This window comes from Pseudomonas izuensis (assembly GCF_009861505.1).
GTDB lineage: Bacteria > Pseudomonadota > Gammaproteobacteria > Pseudomonadales > Pseudomonadaceae > Aquipseudomonas > Aquipseudomonas izuensis.
In genome coordinates this window covers 105951-121331 of sequence record NZ_WTFT01000014.1, presented here as the reverse complement: position 1 = coordinate 121331, position 15381 = coordinate 105951, and the positions used below count along the sequence as shown (strand labels likewise).

11 protein-coding genes are annotated in these 15381 nt (G+C 61.2%); 5 read left to right on the top strand and 6 right to left on the bottom strand.

All coding sequences use genetic code 11. The features are described from left to right. Nucleotides 1-19: 19 nt before the first annotated feature. From GPL81_RS14825 to GPL81_RS14810, 4 genes are all read right to left on the bottom strand, one after another. Nucleotides 20-2026, bottom strand: coding sequence for an FUSC family protein (locus tag GPL81_RS14825; RefSeq protein ID WP_160107354.1), 2007 nt, complete (start codon nucleotides 2024-2026; stop codon nucleotides 20-22). Nucleotides 2027-2153: 127 nt separating this feature from the next. Then, nucleotides 2154-3428 carry an MFS transporter gene (locus tag GPL81_RS14820; RefSeq protein WP_160107353.1) on the bottom strand — a complete coding sequence of 425 codons (1275 nt, stop codon included), beginning with the start codon at nucleotides 3426-3428 and terminating at the stop codon, nucleotides 2154-2156. Between the two features lie 60 nt (nucleotides 3429-3488). Next, nucleotides 3489-4643, bottom strand: coding sequence for an acyl-CoA dehydrogenase family protein (locus GPL81_RS14815; protein WP_160107352.1), 1155 nt, complete (start codon nucleotides 4641-4643; stop codon nucleotides 3489-3491). A 60-nt stretch (nucleotides 4644-4703) separates the two neighbouring features. After that, nucleotides 4704-5570, bottom strand: a complete 867-nt coding sequence (locus tag GPL81_RS14810; RefSeq protein WP_160107351.1) for an IclR family transcriptional regulator — start codon at nucleotides 5568-5570, stop codon at nucleotides 4704-4706. A gap of 236 nt (nucleotides 5571-5806) precedes the next feature. Here GPL81_RS14810 and GPL81_RS14805 point away from each other — a divergent pair, with 236 nt between their 5' ends. The 3 genes from GPL81_RS14805 (at nucleotide 5807) to GPL81_RS14795 (ending at nucleotide 9443) form a co-directional block, all read left to right on the top strand. Further along, nucleotides 5807-6592 carry an enoyl-CoA hydratase gene (locus GPL81_RS14805; RefSeq protein WP_160107350.1) on the top strand — a complete coding sequence of 262 codons (786 nt, stop codon included), beginning with the start codon at nucleotides 5807-5809 and terminating at the stop codon, nucleotides 6590-6592. A gap of 3 nt (nucleotides 6593-6595) precedes the next feature. Continuing rightward, on the top strand, nucleotides 6596-8125 hold the full coding sequence (locus GPL81_RS14800) for a 3-hydroxyacyl-CoA dehydrogenase (protein ID WP_160107349.1): 1530 nt from the start codon (nucleotides 6596-6598) through the stop codon (nucleotides 8123-8125). 85 nt (nucleotides 8126-8210) lie between these two features. Then, nucleotides 8211-9443, top strand: coding sequence for a CaiB/BaiF CoA transferase family protein (locus tag GPL81_RS14795; RefSeq protein WP_160107348.1), 1233 nt, complete (start codon nucleotides 8211-8213; stop codon nucleotides 9441-9443). 38 nt (nucleotides 9444-9481) lie between these two features. On the opposite strand, the gene GPL81_RS14790 is transcribed toward GPL81_RS14795, so the two are convergent. Together GPL81_RS14790 and GPL81_RS14785 are read right to left on the bottom strand one after the other, a co-directional pair. After that, nucleotides 9482-10909: a diguanylate cyclase gene (locus GPL81_RS14790; protein ID WP_160107347.1), complete on the bottom strand. Its 1428-nt coding sequence runs from the start codon at nucleotides 10907-10909 to the stop codon at nucleotides 9482-9484. Between the two features lie 249 nt (nucleotides 10910-11158). After that, nucleotides 11159-12178, bottom strand: coding sequence for an amidohydrolase family protein (locus GPL81_RS14785; RefSeq protein WP_178122597.1), 1020 nt, complete (start codon nucleotides 12176-12178; stop codon nucleotides 11159-11161). Between the two features lie 312 nt (nucleotides 12179-12490). Here GPL81_RS14785 and GPL81_RS14780 point away from each other — a divergent pair, with 312 nt between their 5' ends. Both GPL81_RS14780 and GPL81_RS14775 read left to right on the top strand, forming a co-directional pair. Then, the gene (locus GPL81_RS14780; RefSeq protein ID WP_160107346.1) at nucleotides 12491-13828 is read left to right on the top strand and encodes an MFS transporter; all 1338 of its coding nucleotides are present in this window, start codon (nucleotides 12491-12493) and stop codon (nucleotides 13826-13828) included. Between the two features lie 24 nt (nucleotides 13829-13852). After that, on the top strand, nucleotides 13853-15115 hold the full coding sequence (locus GPL81_RS14775) for a gallate dioxygenase (RefSeq protein ID WP_160107345.1): 1263 nt from the start codon (nucleotides 13853-13855) through the stop codon (nucleotides 15113-15115). The last annotated feature ends 266 nt before the right edge of the window (nucleotides 15116-15381 follow it).

Genomic DNA, 15381 nt, shown 5'->3' with positions numbered 1-15381 from the left:
CTCCTACAGGGGAAATGGGTTAGCGAGAGGGCGGGCATGAGTGACACCACCGCCGCCATAAAAACTGCAACTGCAACACCGCCACACGCGCCAGTTCCTGTCGCCTCGTGGTCATTCGTGTGTCTGCATCCAGCACCTTGAGCAGTTGTACGCTGGGTTCATCCAGCCGCGTCACCTGGTCCGGTGTTGGTGGAGCTTGTTTGAGCAGGTGAGCGACATCGTGCAAATACCGGTCACGTTCGCGTGCCGACGGGCCGCTGGCTTCGGTCAGGCAGCCGCGCAGGTGCAACAGTTCGCCGCCCAGGTCGAGGCCGTAGAGACCGTTGTGCCAATGTGGGTTGGGTTCATCCGGTTGTTGGGTGCGCAATTGCGCCAGGCGCATCAGGCGGTCGGCCATGCGGCCGCCGAACCAGCCTTCGGCCTGTTCCAGTGGCCGTTGAGTCAGCCGGGAGAGGTCGGCCAAGGACGCTTCGACCAGTCGGCGATAGTGGCGCAAGCCAGGCCCCAGGGTCACCAGCCGGAAGACGGCGACTGAAATGCCCACCCCGAACAAAGTGGCCAAGGCCTTGTTGAGGAACTGATCGAAGTCGTAGCTCATGACGTTTGCGGGCGCGACGTTGGTCACGAAGAAGATGCAGAACGCCGAGGCAATAGCGGCGATGCCGGGTTGGCTCAGGCACAGCGAGGCAATGAACAGCGGCACGCCAAGCCCCAGGCACAGCATGGGGAAACCTTCCCAGCCAGGCAGCAGGCCGAAGGCGACCAGCGCCGCGACCGGTACCGACAGGGCGATGCCCTTGAGGAAGTTCAGCGCCGCCTCGGCAGGCGCTTCACGTCCGGCAAACAGGCTGAGCACCACACCGCAGCTTGATACCGCCCCCAGCCCCGCAGGCCAGGCGGTGAACACCCAAAACCCGGTGACAGCAAGAAAGGCCAGGGCGCTACGCAGGCCGGACATGACGCCTTGCTCGATATCCCGGTGCCAGGCCAGCGGCCCGGGGACATTGCTGACAGGCTCGCCTTGCTCCACGGCCTTGAGTGATTGGATGGCGACTGTGGCCAGACGCAGCACCAGGGCCATGCGCATCAGGCATGCGCGCACCTGCGGATCGAGGCCTGTGACCAGAAGGCGTTCATCCAGCGCAAGCGCTTGCCGGTCGAGGGCCGCTTCGTCACCGTCGGCCAACGCCTGGGCCACGCCTTCGATCAGTGGGTCGACGTATTCGCCCGACGCCTGGTCCAGTATCAGGCGCAGGCGTGCCACACCACGACTCACGCGAAGCAGGCTGAGCAAGTCGCGGTTCATCACCCGCAGAGCTTGTGCTCGCAGGCGCCCCGAGGGGCCCTCGAACCCGGCGTGATCGCGCTGGGAGTCCACCGAAACAATGCGGCCCAATGCACCGAGCAAGCCCTTGCGCGGGTCGACGCCCAGCAGCTCGGAAGCCGCCGCGGTCATTCCGCTCTGCCAGACCCCACGGGCCTGGAGCGCAAGTTGGCGTTCGATGCGACGTGGCCACAGCAGGGTGCTCACCAACGATGCGCAGACGATGCCGAGGGTGATTTCAAAAAAACGTGCTTGCGCCTGATCGAAGATGTTCAGGGGCGCGGCGGTAGAGGGCAGGGCGACGATCGCCGTGGTGTAGCCGGCGAGTACGAAGCCATAGGATGCGTTGTTGCGGTACAGCGAAGCGCCTGCCGTGCAAACGCCCAGCCACAATGCCATGCACGGCAGGAACAGCCAGGGTGTCTGGCCGAACAGGCCGATCATGCCCAGGGAGACCACGGCACCGACAACGGTGCCAAGCAATCGGTAGGCGCTCTTGGACAGCACCATGCCGCTCAATGGCTGGTTGACGATGAACACCGTGATCAACGCCCATTGTGGCTGCTGCATGTCCAGGAAGAACGCCAGGTACAGCGCCAGGCCGCCCCCAAGCATGTTCTTGAGGGCAAACTGGAGTGCCGGGGTCGACGGGTTGAAAACGGCCTTGAAGCAATCGCTCAGTGCTCGAGGGAAGGTCGGCATTCTTTTGAAATCCACTACGCTGGCTAATGAAGATGTTCGCTGTGATCAGCAATCATCAATTGGCCGCCGGTGTGTTGAATTCGTCTTCCTCTGGCGTTGGCGGGTCCAAGGGTTGTGGGTATCGGCGCTACTGCCTCTGTGGGTCGAACTGCTTGTCCTTGATAAACAACGCCGGAATCACGCCACAGATGAAATAGGCCGCCCCCATGACCAGCAGGCCCACGCCAATCGAGCCCTGGGAGGCGAGGAAACCGATGGCGGCAGGCGCCACCGCAGCCCCCAGGCGCCCGATGTTGTAGGCACCGCCGACGGCGGATCCGCGCAGTTTGGCCTCGAAGCTTTCCGTCATGTAGGTGGCGTTCACACCGTAGGGAATGCCGTACAGGAAGCCGAATATCACCAGTAGCCAGAGAATGTTTTCCGGGCTCTGGAACAGCACGATCACCGGCAGGAACACGGCGGTTCCCAGGGCGCCAAAGGCGAATACGGCACGGCGTCCGATGCGGTCAGCCGCCAGCCCGGCAAGCACTTTGCCGAGGATCATGGCGGTGTAGGTGCCCACCATGTAGCCGGTCATGGCGCTGAATTTCACCCCGAGTTCACTTTCCAGGTACGTCGGCATCCAGTTACTGACACCGTAGTAGCCGAACTGCAGGAAGCCGGCGGTCAGAGCCCAGAGCATGAACATGCGGCGAGCCTGCGGATCAGCGAAAATCTGTTTGAACATGCCATCGCGTTTTTCCCCGGAGCGGTGCTGGATGCCCGCCAGTCTGTTCCTGGCACGCTCGGCCTGGGCGTTGATCCAGGCTTGCGGTTCCGGAACGAAGCGCTGCATCACCAGGGCGAGAACCACCGGGATGATGGCGATGTAGAAAAGCCACCGCCAGCCATGGGTCGGCAAGATCCAGCCGGCCAGCAGCGTTGCGACGATGTAGCCCACCGACCAGCCTGCCTGCAGGGTGCCCAGTGCCGTTGTGCGATAGCGGGTGGGTACGTATTCGGACATCAGCGTATTGCACGCGACGTACAGCGCGCCGATGCCCAGCGAAGCAATGAATCGGGTGATTGCGAACTGCCAATAGCTGTGCGTCAGGCCCAGTATCGCGGTGCCCAGGGAAAACAGCGCGATACTCCAGACCACGGTTTTCACCCGGCCGAAACGATCACAGGCCCAGCCGCCGTAGATGCCACCGATGGCCATGCCGGCCAGGGTGAAACTACCCAGGCTGCCGGCCTCTACGTTGCTCAGGCCAAACTCGGCCTTCAAGCTGCCCAGGCTGTAGGAGAGCAGCATCAGATCGGCGCCGTCGATCAACAATCCAAGAAAGCAGAAGATGAAGACCAGTACCCAGGTACTGGTTTTGGCGTGCGTAATCGCACTGGCCTGAGCAGCAGTGTCCATGACGTTACCCTGTTGTATTTATTTGAGGAGAACTCGAACCGGGATCTGAAAAGCCGAGCCTCAGCGCTGGGCGTCGCGGATCATGTTCCGGGCGATGACCAACTGCTGGATCTGGGTGGTGCCTTCATAAATCCGGAACAGGCGAACGTCGCGGTAGAAACGCTCGATGGCATATTCGCTGACATAGCCGGCACCGCCATGAATCTGTACGCAACGGTCGGCGACGCGTCCGCACATTTCCGTGGAGAACATCTTGGCGCAGGAGGCTTCGGTGCTGACGTTATGGCCGTCGTCACGCTTGCGCGCGGCATCGAGCACCATGCAGCGAGCGGCATAGATCTCGGCCTTGCTGTCGGCGAGCATGGCCTGGATCAGTTGGAACTCGGCGATAGGGGTGCCGAACTGTTTGCGTTCCAGTGCATAGCGCAAGGCATCGTCGAGCATCCGCTCGGCGGCACCGACGCTCAGGGCCGCGATATGCAGGCGCCCCTTGTCGAGTACTTTCATGGCGGTCTTGAAGCCTACGCCTTCGATGCCGCCGATCAGTTGGCTGGCCGGTACCCGCGCGTTTTCAAAGATCACATCGCAGGTGTGCGCCCCTTTGTGACCCATTTTGTGGTCGGGCTTGCCCAATGACACGCCGGGTGTTCCGCGCTCGACAATAAACGCGCTGATGCCGCCGGCGCCTTTGATCCCGGGATTGGTCCGCGCCATCACGGTGTAGATGCCGGCGTGGGGGGCATTGGTGATGAAGCGTTTGGTGCCGTTGAGAATGTAGCTGTCGCCGTCACGCACCGCCGTGGTCTTGAGCGAGGCGGCATCCGAGCCGGCATCCGGCTCGGTCAGGCAAAAGGAACTCAGCAGTTCGCCGCTGGCCAGCATCGGCAAGTAATGACGCTTCTGTTCTTCAGTGCCGTCCAGGAGGATACCGATGGAGCCGATCCCGTTGTTGGTGCCGATGTAGGAGCGAAACGCCGGAGAGGTGCGACCCAGCTCGAAGGCGATGTTCACCTCTTCTTCCATGGTCACGCCCAAGCCACCGAACTCTTCCGGGAGTGTCAGGCCGAACAGGCCCAGTTCCCGCATCTGCTCGACGATGTCCTGTGGGATCGCGTCGGTTTCAGCCACTTCGTTTTCGCGGGGAATCAGCACTTCGCTGACGAACTGGCGAAGGGAATCCAGCAGAATCTGCAGGGTTTCGGTATCACGGATCATGTGCGCTCCTCGAGGCTCGCAAGCGAGCCGGTTGTTTAAGGGCGCCGTTACTCCGTGCTTTCAGCGAGCAGCGGCGCCAATGTTGTTGACCATGTTGATCAGGCGAGGCCCGATATCGTCCACGAGCTTTTCACGGGACAGCTGGAAGCTCGGCCCACCGCAGTTGAAGGTCAGCAACCCGTACTGCGGGTGCAGCAACGGCACGGCAACGGAGTTGACGTCGCGGTGCCACTCACCGATCGACAGGCAGAAGCCGTAGTCGGCGAAATCCCTGAATGTCCTGTCCAGACCCTTGCGGATGGCTGGCCATTGCTCTGCTTCCCGCTGGCGAATGTGATCGAGCAGAAACTCCCGCTCGGTTTCCGGCATCGCTGCCAGGCACGCCCGACCCACCGAACTCTGTGCCAGTGGCAAATAACTGCCGATCTGCCGGCGCATGGTCATGTTGCCCTGGCCCTGGACCACATCCAGGTAGACCATCTGCAGACGATCGCGGGCGGCCATGGCAACGGCGGCCTGAGCGTGATTGGCCAGCTCCTCCATCAAGGGATGGGCCACCGTGCGAATCGCCAGGTTCGACAACATGGCGTAGCCAAAACCGAGTACACCGACATCCAGCTGGTACTTGCCTGAATGCACTTCACGCTTGAGGCAGCCCAACCGCATCAGCGTGTTGGTCAGGCGCGTCACGGTCGGTTTGGGCAGTCCCGTCATACGCGCCAGGTCCTGGTTGCCGAGCACGTTTTCGCGCGGCGTGAAGCACCTCATCAGCTCCAGCCCCCGGGCCAATGCCGTCACGAACTGGCCACTGCTTTCGTCTTCGTTCAACGCACTGGCGGGATCGAGCATGCCCTTCTTCAGCAAGTCGATTTCATCCGATCCTTTTGCCTTGTCCGTTGCTCGCTGATCTGCCTTGTTGCGATCCATGGTAAAACCCCGCTTTCGAAAAACGCAAGAAAATAAAATTCAGTTTCGTCTAGCGAAATTGTATTCGCTGCTTTGAAAAAAACCAAACGAATTATAAAAGTCATTCAACACATTGTATTTAAAGGATATTAAAAGATTTATCAGCTTTCTTGTTTACATGAAATTGCAGGCGTATCTATGATTGTTTGTAATTACGGTATTCAGTTTCGTCTAGCGAAACAAAGCACGAGGTGATTATGAGCTCCCCGCATCAATCAGTAGTGGCCCTGCAAATCCGCGATGACGCCGTCGCGGTCGTCCGGATCGAACGGCCCGAGGTCAAGAACGCGCTCAGCGTCGCCGTGCGCGAACAACTTGCTGAAACCTTTCGCGCCCTGGCCGGCAACGACCGGGTACGGGCGATCGTCCTCACCGGCGGTGAGCAGTACTTTGTCGCCGGGGCCGACGTGCGCGAATTCGCCGGGGCCAGCCCAATCGGGATGTATCGCCGCCACACGGAATACCTGTGGGAGGCCATTTCCCGCTGCCCTAAACCCGTGATTGCCGCGGTGAATGGTTTTGCGCTTGGGGGCGGCTGCGAACTGGCCATGCACTGCGACATCATCGTGGCAGGGCAATCGGCGCGTTTTGGCCAGCCGGAGGTCAAGCTTGGCCTGATGCCGGGGGCGGGTGGCACCCAGCGCCTGATCCGCGCCGTCGGCAAGTTTCAGGCGATGCGTATCGCACTGACCGGTTGTCTGGTCACGGCCCCCGAAGCGCTCGCCATGGGCATGGTCAGCGAGGTGGTGAGTGACGAGCGGACACTGCCGCGGGCCCTTGAGCTGGCAGCGGAAATAGCGGCGCTGCCGCCCCTGGCAGTGGCCCAGATCAAGGAAGTGATGTTGCTCGGCGCCGACCTGCCGCTGGACAGCGCCCTGGCGCTGGAGCGCAAGGCGTTTCAGTTGCTGTTCGACTCCAGGGACCAGAAAGAGGGCGCCAGTGCCTTTTTGGAAAAACGCAAAGCCATCTATTCGGGGGAGTGATACATGAGCCGTGAAATCAACCGAATGGCGGTGGTGGGCGCTGGCGTCATGGGCACCGGCATTGCCCAGATTGCAGCCCAGGCGGGTATCCAGGTCCTGCTGTTCGATAATCGCGAAGGCGCTGCCCGCACCGCTCGCGATAACCTGAAGCAGACGCTGGACACCCTGGTCAGCAAGGGCAAGGTCCAGGGCGGCGATGCACTGGCCACCCTCGACCGTGTGCAGGTCGCGACCTCGCTGACGGAGCTCAAGGACGTCGACCTGGTGGTCGAAGCCATCATCGAGCGCCTGGATGCAAAGCAGGCGTTGCTCGCACAGCTCGAAGCGGTCGTCGCCGATGATTGCATCCTGGCAACCAATACCTCGTCTTTGTCCGTGACCAGCATCGCCCGGGAATGCCGGCGCCCCGAACGTGTCGCGGGGTTCCATTTCTTCAACCCGGTGCCGCTGATGAAAGTGGTGGAAGTCATCGATGGCCTCGCCAGTGATCCACGGGTGGGCGATCGCTTGCAGGCGTTGGCGGCGCGCATGGGCCACCGGGGTATCCGGGCCAGTGACACCCCCGGTTTCATCATCAACCATGCGGGGCGCGCCTACAGCACCGAAGCCCTGCAAATGCTCAAGGAAGGCATCGCCGAGCCCGCGGAAATCGACCGTATCCTGCGCGAGGGGCTGGGTTTTCGCATGGGGCCGTTCGAGCTGTTCGACCTGACGGCGCTGGACGTCTCGCACCCGGTGATCGAGTCGATCTATAACCAGTACTATCAGGAGCCACGCTATCGCCCGGCGGCGCTGACCCGGCAGATGCTGGAGGCCGGCTTCGTCGGTCGCAAGGCCGGGCGTGGCTTTTACCGGTACGCCAATGGCCAAAAGGTGGATGCGCCCCAGCCGCAGGCGGTGCCGGTCGTGGAGGTGCTGCCGCCGGTGTGGCTCGGGACCGAGAACGAGGTCGATCACGCCAACCTGACGACTTTGCTGGAGCAGTTGGGCGCGAAGGTGGAGCAGGGTGCCACGCCGTCCAGTGAAGCACTCTGCCTGCTGGCGCCCTATGGCCTGGACGCCACCAGTGCCGCTGTCTTCTTCGCCACCGATCCTGCGCGCACGGTGTGCATCGATCCGCTGCTCGACATCGCTCGCTACCGCACACTGATGCCGACCCCGGCCACCCGTGTCGACATGCGCAACGCCGCGCACGCATTGCTGGCTCGCGATGGCGTGGGTGTCAGTGTCATCAGCGACAGCGTCGGCTTCGTCGCCCAACGCATGCTGGCCATGATCGTCAACCTGGCCGGCGACATCGTTCAACAACGCATCGCCAGTGTCGAAGACCTCGATGAGGGTGTGCGGCGCGGTCTTGGTTATCCGCAGGGGCCGTTGGCCTGGGGCGACAGCGTCGGCGCCAGACGCCTGCTGACCATCCTGGAACGCATGACCCAATTGACTGCAGATCCACGTTATCGACCGGGCCCCTGGCTGCGCCGACGCGCGACCCTCGGCCTGTCGCTGCGCCACGTTGAACCGACGCTGACCTGATGGTCAGCCCGTGTATCGGTGTCGGCCCGGGGCTGGCAATGGTTATCGAGCGCGCGTGAGTGCGCGCAAGCAAAGGTGATATGAAATGGGTGCTCTGACTGGATACCGCGTGCTTGACTTGAGCCGTGTGCTGGCCGGTCCCTGGTGTGGCCAGACGCTGGCCGACCTGGGGGCCGAAGTAATCAAGATTGAACGGCCGGTAGCGGGTGACGATACCCGTGGCTGGGGGCCACCGTGGATGAAGGGCCAGAACGATGAGGTGACCCAGGAAGCCTCTTATTACCAGTCGACCAACCGCGGCAAATTCTCGGTGGCACTGAACCTGGCCGACCCAGAGGGCCAGGCGTTGGTGCGGGCGCTGGCCACTGATTGCGATGTGCTGATCGAAAACTACAAGGCCGGTTCGCTGGCCAGGTACGGGCTGGATTATGCAACCTTGTCCCGGCTCAACCCGCGACTGGTGTATTGCTCGGTGACGGGCTTCGGGCAGACGGGGCCGAGGGCCGCTGAGCCGGGGTACGACTTCATCATCCAGGGCATCGGCGGGCTGATGAGCATCACGGGCGAGCGTGATGACCTGCCCGGTGGAGGTCCGCAGAAAGTGGGCGTGGCGTTTTCCGACCTGATGACGGGGCTTTACTCGACGGTCGCCATTCAGGCGGCGTTGCTCAGCCGCGAGAAGACCGGCCTGGGCCAGCACATCGACATGGCATTGCTGGACGTGCAGGTCGCCACGCTCTGTAACCAGAGCCAGAACTACCTGGCCAGCGGCAAGCCTCCCGGCCGCTACGGTAACGCCCACGCCAACATCGTGCCGTATCAGGTGTTCCGTGCCCGTGATCGGGATTTCATCATCGCCTGCGGCAACGATTCCCAGTTTGTCGCGTTGTGCGAGGCCATTGGCCTGGCGCACCTTCCTTCGGACCCGCGCTTTGCGCGTAATGCGGACCGGGTGACCCATCGGGAGGCAATCATCGAGATTCTCTCGCGGCATTTCCTCGGCGCCAGCGCCGATGAATGGGTGCAACGCATTCATCCGCAGGGTGTGCCGGTGGGGGCGATCAACAGCATTGCCCAGGCGCTGGACGAGCCGCAAGTGAGGGCCCGCGACATGCTGGTGAACATTCCCCATCCGTTGAAGGCGGACTTCGTCACGGTGGGCAGCCCGATCAAATTGTCTGGCACGCCGGTGGAATACCTGCGCCCGGCACCGATGCTCGGTGAACACACCGATGAAGTCCTCAAGCGTCGGTTGGGACTGGACGATGAACACCTGTCGGACCTGAAGGCCCGCGGTGTCATCGAACAAATGGGTTAACGCTGACAGTGAACCTGTCAGCGACTTGCAGAGGAAGGTCAGGGCAGCGGTTGCAGGCTGGTCTTGAAGGTCGTGACCACACGGTTACGGCCTTCGTGTTTGGCGTGATACAGGCGTTGATCGGCTGCCCGCAGAATGGCCTCGATGGTGTCGCCGTCGCGGCCAGATTGCGACACGCCGATACTCACGGTGACCACGGTAGACCGCTGCAAGCCATGAAAAGAACTGTTTGCAACGCTGCTTCGCAGGCGCTCGGCGATGACGTGCGCGCCTTCAAGTGAAGTCTGCGGCAGCAGTATCATGAATTCTTCCCCGCCCACCCGGGCGACACCGTCATACGGCCGGATCGAATCGAGGCATTTCTCCACGAAACTCTTGAGGATGTCATCGCCGACCTGATGCCCGAAGCGATCGTTGATGGACTTGAAATTGTCCAGATCAAGTGCCAGCACGGAGAACGGCGCAATGCCGCGTTTGGTCCGGCCGATTTCGACTTCGACCCGCTCCATGAATCGACGCCGATTATCGGCGCCTGTCAGTGGATCGGTCGCCGCCAGGTGCCCGAGTTCCTGATTGGTGCGCTGCAGCTCCTGCAGGGCGCTCTCGGTATAGGCCATCGCTTCGGCAAGGCGCACCATCAACTCTTCCTGGCTGTAAATCTTTGAGAACGACCGGGTGGTAAGGAATGCTTGCACCACCCCATAGCTCAACATGAAGAATCCACCGGCGAAGATCGCATGCGCGAGCCACCACATATGGTTCCACGGACGTGCAAGGATGAAGGCAAGGGATGACAGTGCGAATGCAGAGACCGAGACGACAAAAATCATCATCAGCGGCGAACGGATACGGCGCAGCAAGAGTATTGCCACGGTCAACGCGGATAGAACCAGGGCACCACCTTCCATCGAGAGGCGCACCAAGGGATTGCCGGCGATCGACGAATTCGCGACGTACGCCACGGCCACATTAACCAGCAGGAACAGTCCTATCCAGGTCAACCACGGGCGGGCCTTCGTTCGTTGCTCCTCGGTATCAGGGGGGCGGTGGTACGACAGCATTCCGACTAGCAGCAGAATCGACATGACCAGTCGAGAGGCCGGTCCATACAGCAGGAAGAGCCAGATATTGCTGTGTGCTTGCCCGGTGAACGCACCATGCAACGCGTAGATGATTACAAAACCGAGAAACCCCAGGGTCATCCAGCGCAGCAGCGGGTCTCCCGATGACTGGTAGCAGCGCCAGGTTACGTACGTCACAAACAAGCCTTCCAGGGTCGCTGCGGTGATCGCAATGATATGGAACAGGTGATTTTCGAATAGCAGCGTAGGGTCCTGAAAGAGGTACAAGTAGCCAATCAGATAGGCCGGAACCAACGCAAATCCTGCGAGCAGCAAATAGGCGTAAACCTTGACCACGAGGCGAACGGCTTCAGGTGATTCGTCGGTGGCGATGAGATTGCTCATGGTTCCCTCCCATTTCAAATCCGTTGAGCCAGCACCGGTCCGGTGTTGGCGCCGCCTGCACGCCAACGGTCCCTCGAAATCGTTACGCCAATAGGGGATGGACCGATCTATGGCATTTCAATATTAGACTCCCTGTCAATTTCTGCTGCGCCAGCAGATAAAAATGAATCGCCCGAGGTTTCCCGGGCGCCTGCGAATGACTGCATTTGGCTGAACCTTACCCATTCGAGTCAGCCGTGACTGTTTGAGTCAGGCGGTAAAGCCGAACAGGCGTTTTGGGGTTTCCCAAAGTATCTGCTGGCGGTCACTGGCATTCGGGAACATCTCGCCGAAGTTGGTCAGAACGGTGCCCAACGCCATGCTTTGACGCGCGCGCAGGAACGGCCAGTCCGTGCCCCACATGCAGTTTTCGGCCGTGAACGCCTGCAGCAGTGCCCGTTGGTAGGGCTGGGCATCGGCATAGGGGAAACTCTGCCTGGAGTATTGCGACAGCCCGGAGAGTTTGACGAAGGTGCGTCCGTTGCTCGCCAGGGACAGCAGTGCCTGGAAAGCCGGCTGTTGCAAGCCCGCACTGACATCGGGGCGGCCGGAGTGGTCGATCAGCACACGGGGACGCGTGCGCTCAAGCAAGGGCAACAGCGCCAGCAGTTGATCGTCCTTCACCTGGACCTGGGCATACAGGTCCAGCTCGGCCAGGCGCCCCATCAGGGTGTCGATGTTCAGAAAACGCTCGGGGCCCAGCAGCGCAGCATTGAGCGCCACGCCGACGACACCCTGGGCCTTGTACTGCGCGAGCGTCTCGCTGGAGACGTCGTTGGGCACCACCACCACACCTTTATGCCGGCCCTTGTGGCGAGCCAGGGTGTCCAGCAGGCAACGGTTGTCATAGCCGTAGGCAGAGGTTGGCTGCACGATCACTGAGTGGCGAATGCCATAGGCCTGCATGACCTGTTCGTAATACGCCGCCGGGCCGATCTCAGGCCCTGCCGGTTGGTAGGTAGCGTCGGCGGGGTAGGGGAATTGGGCCGGGTCGATCACGTGATGGTGGCAATCGATCTTCGGTTGCGACAGCAGACTGAGCAGTTGGGAATCCATGGCCGTGCCTGATGATTGATCGGTGCTTTCGTTATCTGCGCTCTGCTTGTTATTGCGTGAGGTGGCCTGGCTCAGGATCGGCAGGCCGAGCGCGGTGCCGGCTGTGAGCACCACGGAGGTTTTCTGGAGCAGCGAGCGGCGGGAAAAACCGCTGTCATCGAGACACGTGGCCATGTTCAAACCCTTGTTTTTATCAGTCGGTGCGGCGACAGGGAGTCCATCACCGCCACCCCCTTCGAGGCAGTAGTGCCGACCTTAAGGCAAGCGCTTGCACAGCGTCGTTTGTGAAGTCTTTAAGCAGGTATCGATTTTAGTTATGGGCACCTGTCCGATAAACAAAACAGATACCCGATTAAGGATTTCCCAGAGGCGGCGCAGTCACTTGCGGCTTTAAAGTCACGCTCATCGTTCGGCTATCTGGTGGCCACTGGCCCGTACCCATCCCCAAGCCGTTCGGCCTCTCGACAACAATAAGAAGGTGAAAACATGAGTCACGAAACGGTCGACATCAAGGCGTGGATCGATAACCGTCCGGTTGCCAGGTATCAGTGGCTCATCATGGGCTTGTGTTTCTTCATTGTTTTATTCGATGGGCTCGATGTGGCGGTCATGGGCTTTATCGCGCCTTCGCTGATTCAGGATTGGGGCCTCTCCAAGGCCGCCTTCGGCCCGGTCATGAGCGCGGGCATGGTCGGGCTCGCCATCGGTGCCTTGACGGCCGGCCCTTACGCCGACCGCTTGGGACGCAAGAAGGTGCTGCTGTTTGCCGTGAGCGGATTCAGCGTACTCAGCCTGGCGTGTGCGTTCGCCCGCAATCCCTATGAGCTCGCGGCCTTGCGGCTGTTGACCGGCGTGGCCCTGGGCGCCGCGATGCCGAACACCACCACGCTGCTGGCCGAATACCTGCCAGAGCGCAACCGTTCGCTGTTCATTACCCTCATGTTCACCGGTTTCAACATGGGCTCGGGGCTGGGCGGCTTGTTCGCTGCCTGGTTGATTCCCCTGCACGGCTGGCAGTCGGTGTTGCTGGTCGGCGGCATCCTGCCGCTGGTGTTGCTGCCTTTTCTCTGGTTACTGTTGCCGGAGTCCGCACGCTTCCTGGCGGCTCGCAATGCGCCTGCCGCGCAGATCGCCAAGGTGCTGAACAAGCTCGGTGGCCAATTTCCGGCCACCACACACTTCACCCTCGCCGAACCCCAGGCCCAGCACAAGGCACCGGTGCGCATGCTGTTCACCGAACGCTATCGGACCGGCACGCTGGCGCTCTGGTTGACCTATTTCATGGGCCTGCTGGTGATCTACCTGACCATGGGCTGGATGCCGACCCTGTTGCGTGAGGGCGGCCTGTCCATTGAACGGGCGGCGACCATCACCGGCCTGTTTCAGATCGGCGGTACGGTCGGGGCGATCGTGGTCGGCTGGATCATGGACCGGCGTAACCCGAACGGTGTCATTGCCACTGCCTATGCATTGGGCGGCATCTCTATTCTGCTGCTGGGGGCGTTCAGTCTGGAGTCGAGCCTGCTGGCGGTCGGCGTGATGGCCGCGGGTTTCTGCATGAGCGGTGCACAGACCGGACTCAACGCGTTTGCTCCCGGTTACTACCCGACCGACTTTCGCGCCACAGGCGTGAGCTGGATGCTGGGCATCGGTCGTTTCGGGGCCATCTTTGGTTCTCTCATCGGGGGTGCGGTGCTCAGTCTCGGGTTGGGCTTGCCGTTACTGTTCGCCCTGTTGAGCGTGCCGGCCTTCATCGCCGCCCTGACGATCCTGGCTAACGGTCATGCACGGCGCCGGGTCAGCCAGACCCTGGCGGCGCAATAATTTTCTAGAACACAGGAACTCATCATGGCACGCATCATCGGTGGCCTCGCGGTATCCCACACTCCCACCATCGGCTTTGCCGTCGATCACGACAAACAGAATGAAGCGGCCTGGGCGCCGATTTTCGAAGGCTTCGAGCCGATTAAAGTCTGGCTGAAGGAGCAGCAACCGGATGTGTTGTTCTACATCTTCAACGACCACGTGACGTCGTTTTTCTTCGACCACTATGGTGCGTTCTCCCTCGGGGTCGATGAGCGTTACGAGGTGGCGGACGAGGGCGGTAACCCGCGTTTGCTGCCTGCGGTCGGTGGACATGCGGCGCTGTCGCGGCACATTGGCCAAAGCCTGATGGCCGATGAGTTCGACATGAGCTTTTTTCGCGACAAGCCGCTGGACCACGGCTTCTTCTCGCCCATGTCGGCGCTGTTGCCTTGCGATCCAGAGTGGCCGGTGGAAATCGTGCCGCTGCAGGTTGGCGTGTTGCAGTTCCCGATCCCCAGCGCCTTGCGCTGCTACAAGCTGGGCCAGGCCTTGCGCCGGGCCATTGAAAGCTATCCCGAAGACCTCAAGGTGGCGATTGTCGCCACCGGTGGCGTGTCCCATCAGGTGCATGGTGAGCGCTGCGGTTTCAATAACCCGCAGTGGGACGAGCAGTTCGTTGATCTGCTGGTCAACGACCCGGTACGCCTGACCGAAATGACCCATGCCGAGTACGCCACCCTCGGCGGCATGGAAGGCTCGGAGGTGATCACCTGGCTGATCATGCGCGGCGCTTTGTCGGCCACGGTGAAAAACCTGCATCAGGACTACTACCTGCCGTCCATGACCGGCATCGCCACGCTGTTGCTGGAGAACCAGGATCGGCCAGTGCCGGCGGATGTGAACGCGCGGCACTTGCAGCATATGCAGCATCAGTTGGCCGGCATTGAGAAACTGGAAGGGACCTATCCGTTCACCCTGGAGCGTAGTGCCAAGGGCTATCGCCTGAACAAGTTCCTGCATCGCATGATCGAGCCGCAGTGGCGTCAACGTTTTCTCGATGCCCCGGAAGCGCTGTTTGCGCAAGGCGGGTTGAGTGAAGAGGAGTGCGAACTGCTGCGACGTCGTGACTGGCGCGGGTTGATCCAGTACGGGGCAATCTTCTTCGTACTGGAAAAACTCGCGGCGGTACTGGGGATTCCCAACTTGCAGGTCTACGCGGCGATGCGTGGGCAGAGCCTGGACGAGTTCATGAAAACCCGGAACCAGCAGGTGCTCTACTCGGTGGCGGGTAAAGCTCCGCGTTGATTTGCAATTGCCTGTAGGAGCGAGCTTGCTCGCGATGGTCGTCAACGATAACGCGTGCTTACTGGCTAATCGCGGTGCTCTTGAGTCCATCGCGAGCAGGCTCGCTCCTACAGAGAACCTCCACTCGGCCTCACGAGGGTGCGAACACCGCGTAAAGCCAAAGCGAGGCGGCCTGACAGCCGACCTGAATGTTGTTGACCGCATACATATCCATTCCTGCGGCCACGGCCACCTAGGGTTCCGCTTTTACAGCGGGTCACTTGGAA

What these genes read in the sequence shown, in the direction of transcription:
- GPL81_RS14825 (WP_160107354.1), bottom strand. Translation starts at nt 2,026, where the DNA reads ATGCCGACCTTCCCTCGAGCACTGAGCGATTGCTTCAAGGCCGTTTTC.
- GPL81_RS14820 (WP_160107353.1), bottom strand. Translation starts at nt 3,428, where the DNA reads ATGGACACTGCTGCTCAGGCCAGTGCGATTACGCACGCCAAAACCAGT.
- GPL81_RS14815 (WP_160107352.1), bottom strand. Translation starts at nt 4,643, where the DNA reads ATGATCCGTGATACCGAAACCCTGCAGATTCTGCTGGATTCCCTTCGC.
- GPL81_RS14810 (WP_160107351.1), bottom strand. Translation starts at nt 5,570, where the DNA reads ATGGATCGCAACAAGGCAGATCAGCGAGCAACGGACAAGGCAAAAGGA.
- GPL81_RS14805 (WP_160107350.1), top strand. Translation starts at nt 5,807, where the DNA reads ATGAGCTCCCCGCATCAATCAGTAGTGGCCCTGCAAATCCGCGATGAC.
- GPL81_RS14800 (WP_160107349.1), top strand. Translation starts at nt 6,596, where the DNA reads ATGAGCCGTGAAATCAACCGAATGGCGGTGGTGGGCGCTGGCGTCATG.
- GPL81_RS14795 (WP_160107348.1), top strand. Translation starts at nt 8,211, where the DNA reads ATGGGTGCTCTGACTGGATACCGCGTGCTTGACTTGAGCCGTGTGCTG.
- GPL81_RS14790 (WP_160107347.1), bottom strand. Translation starts at nt 10,909, where the DNA reads ATGAGCAATCTCATCGCCACCGACGAATCACCTGAAGCCGTTCGCCTC.
- GPL81_RS14785 (WP_178122597.1), bottom strand. Translation starts at nt 12,178, where the DNA reads ATGGCCACGTGTCTCGATGACAGCGGTTTTTCCCGCCGCTCGCTGCTC.
- GPL81_RS14780 (WP_160107346.1), top strand. Translation starts at nt 12,491, where the DNA reads ATGAGTCACGAAACGGTCGACATCAAGGCGTGGATCGATAACCGTCCG.
- GPL81_RS14775 (WP_160107345.1), top strand. Translation starts at nt 13,853, where the DNA reads ATGGCACGCATCATCGGTGGCCTCGCGGTATCCCACACTCCCACCATC.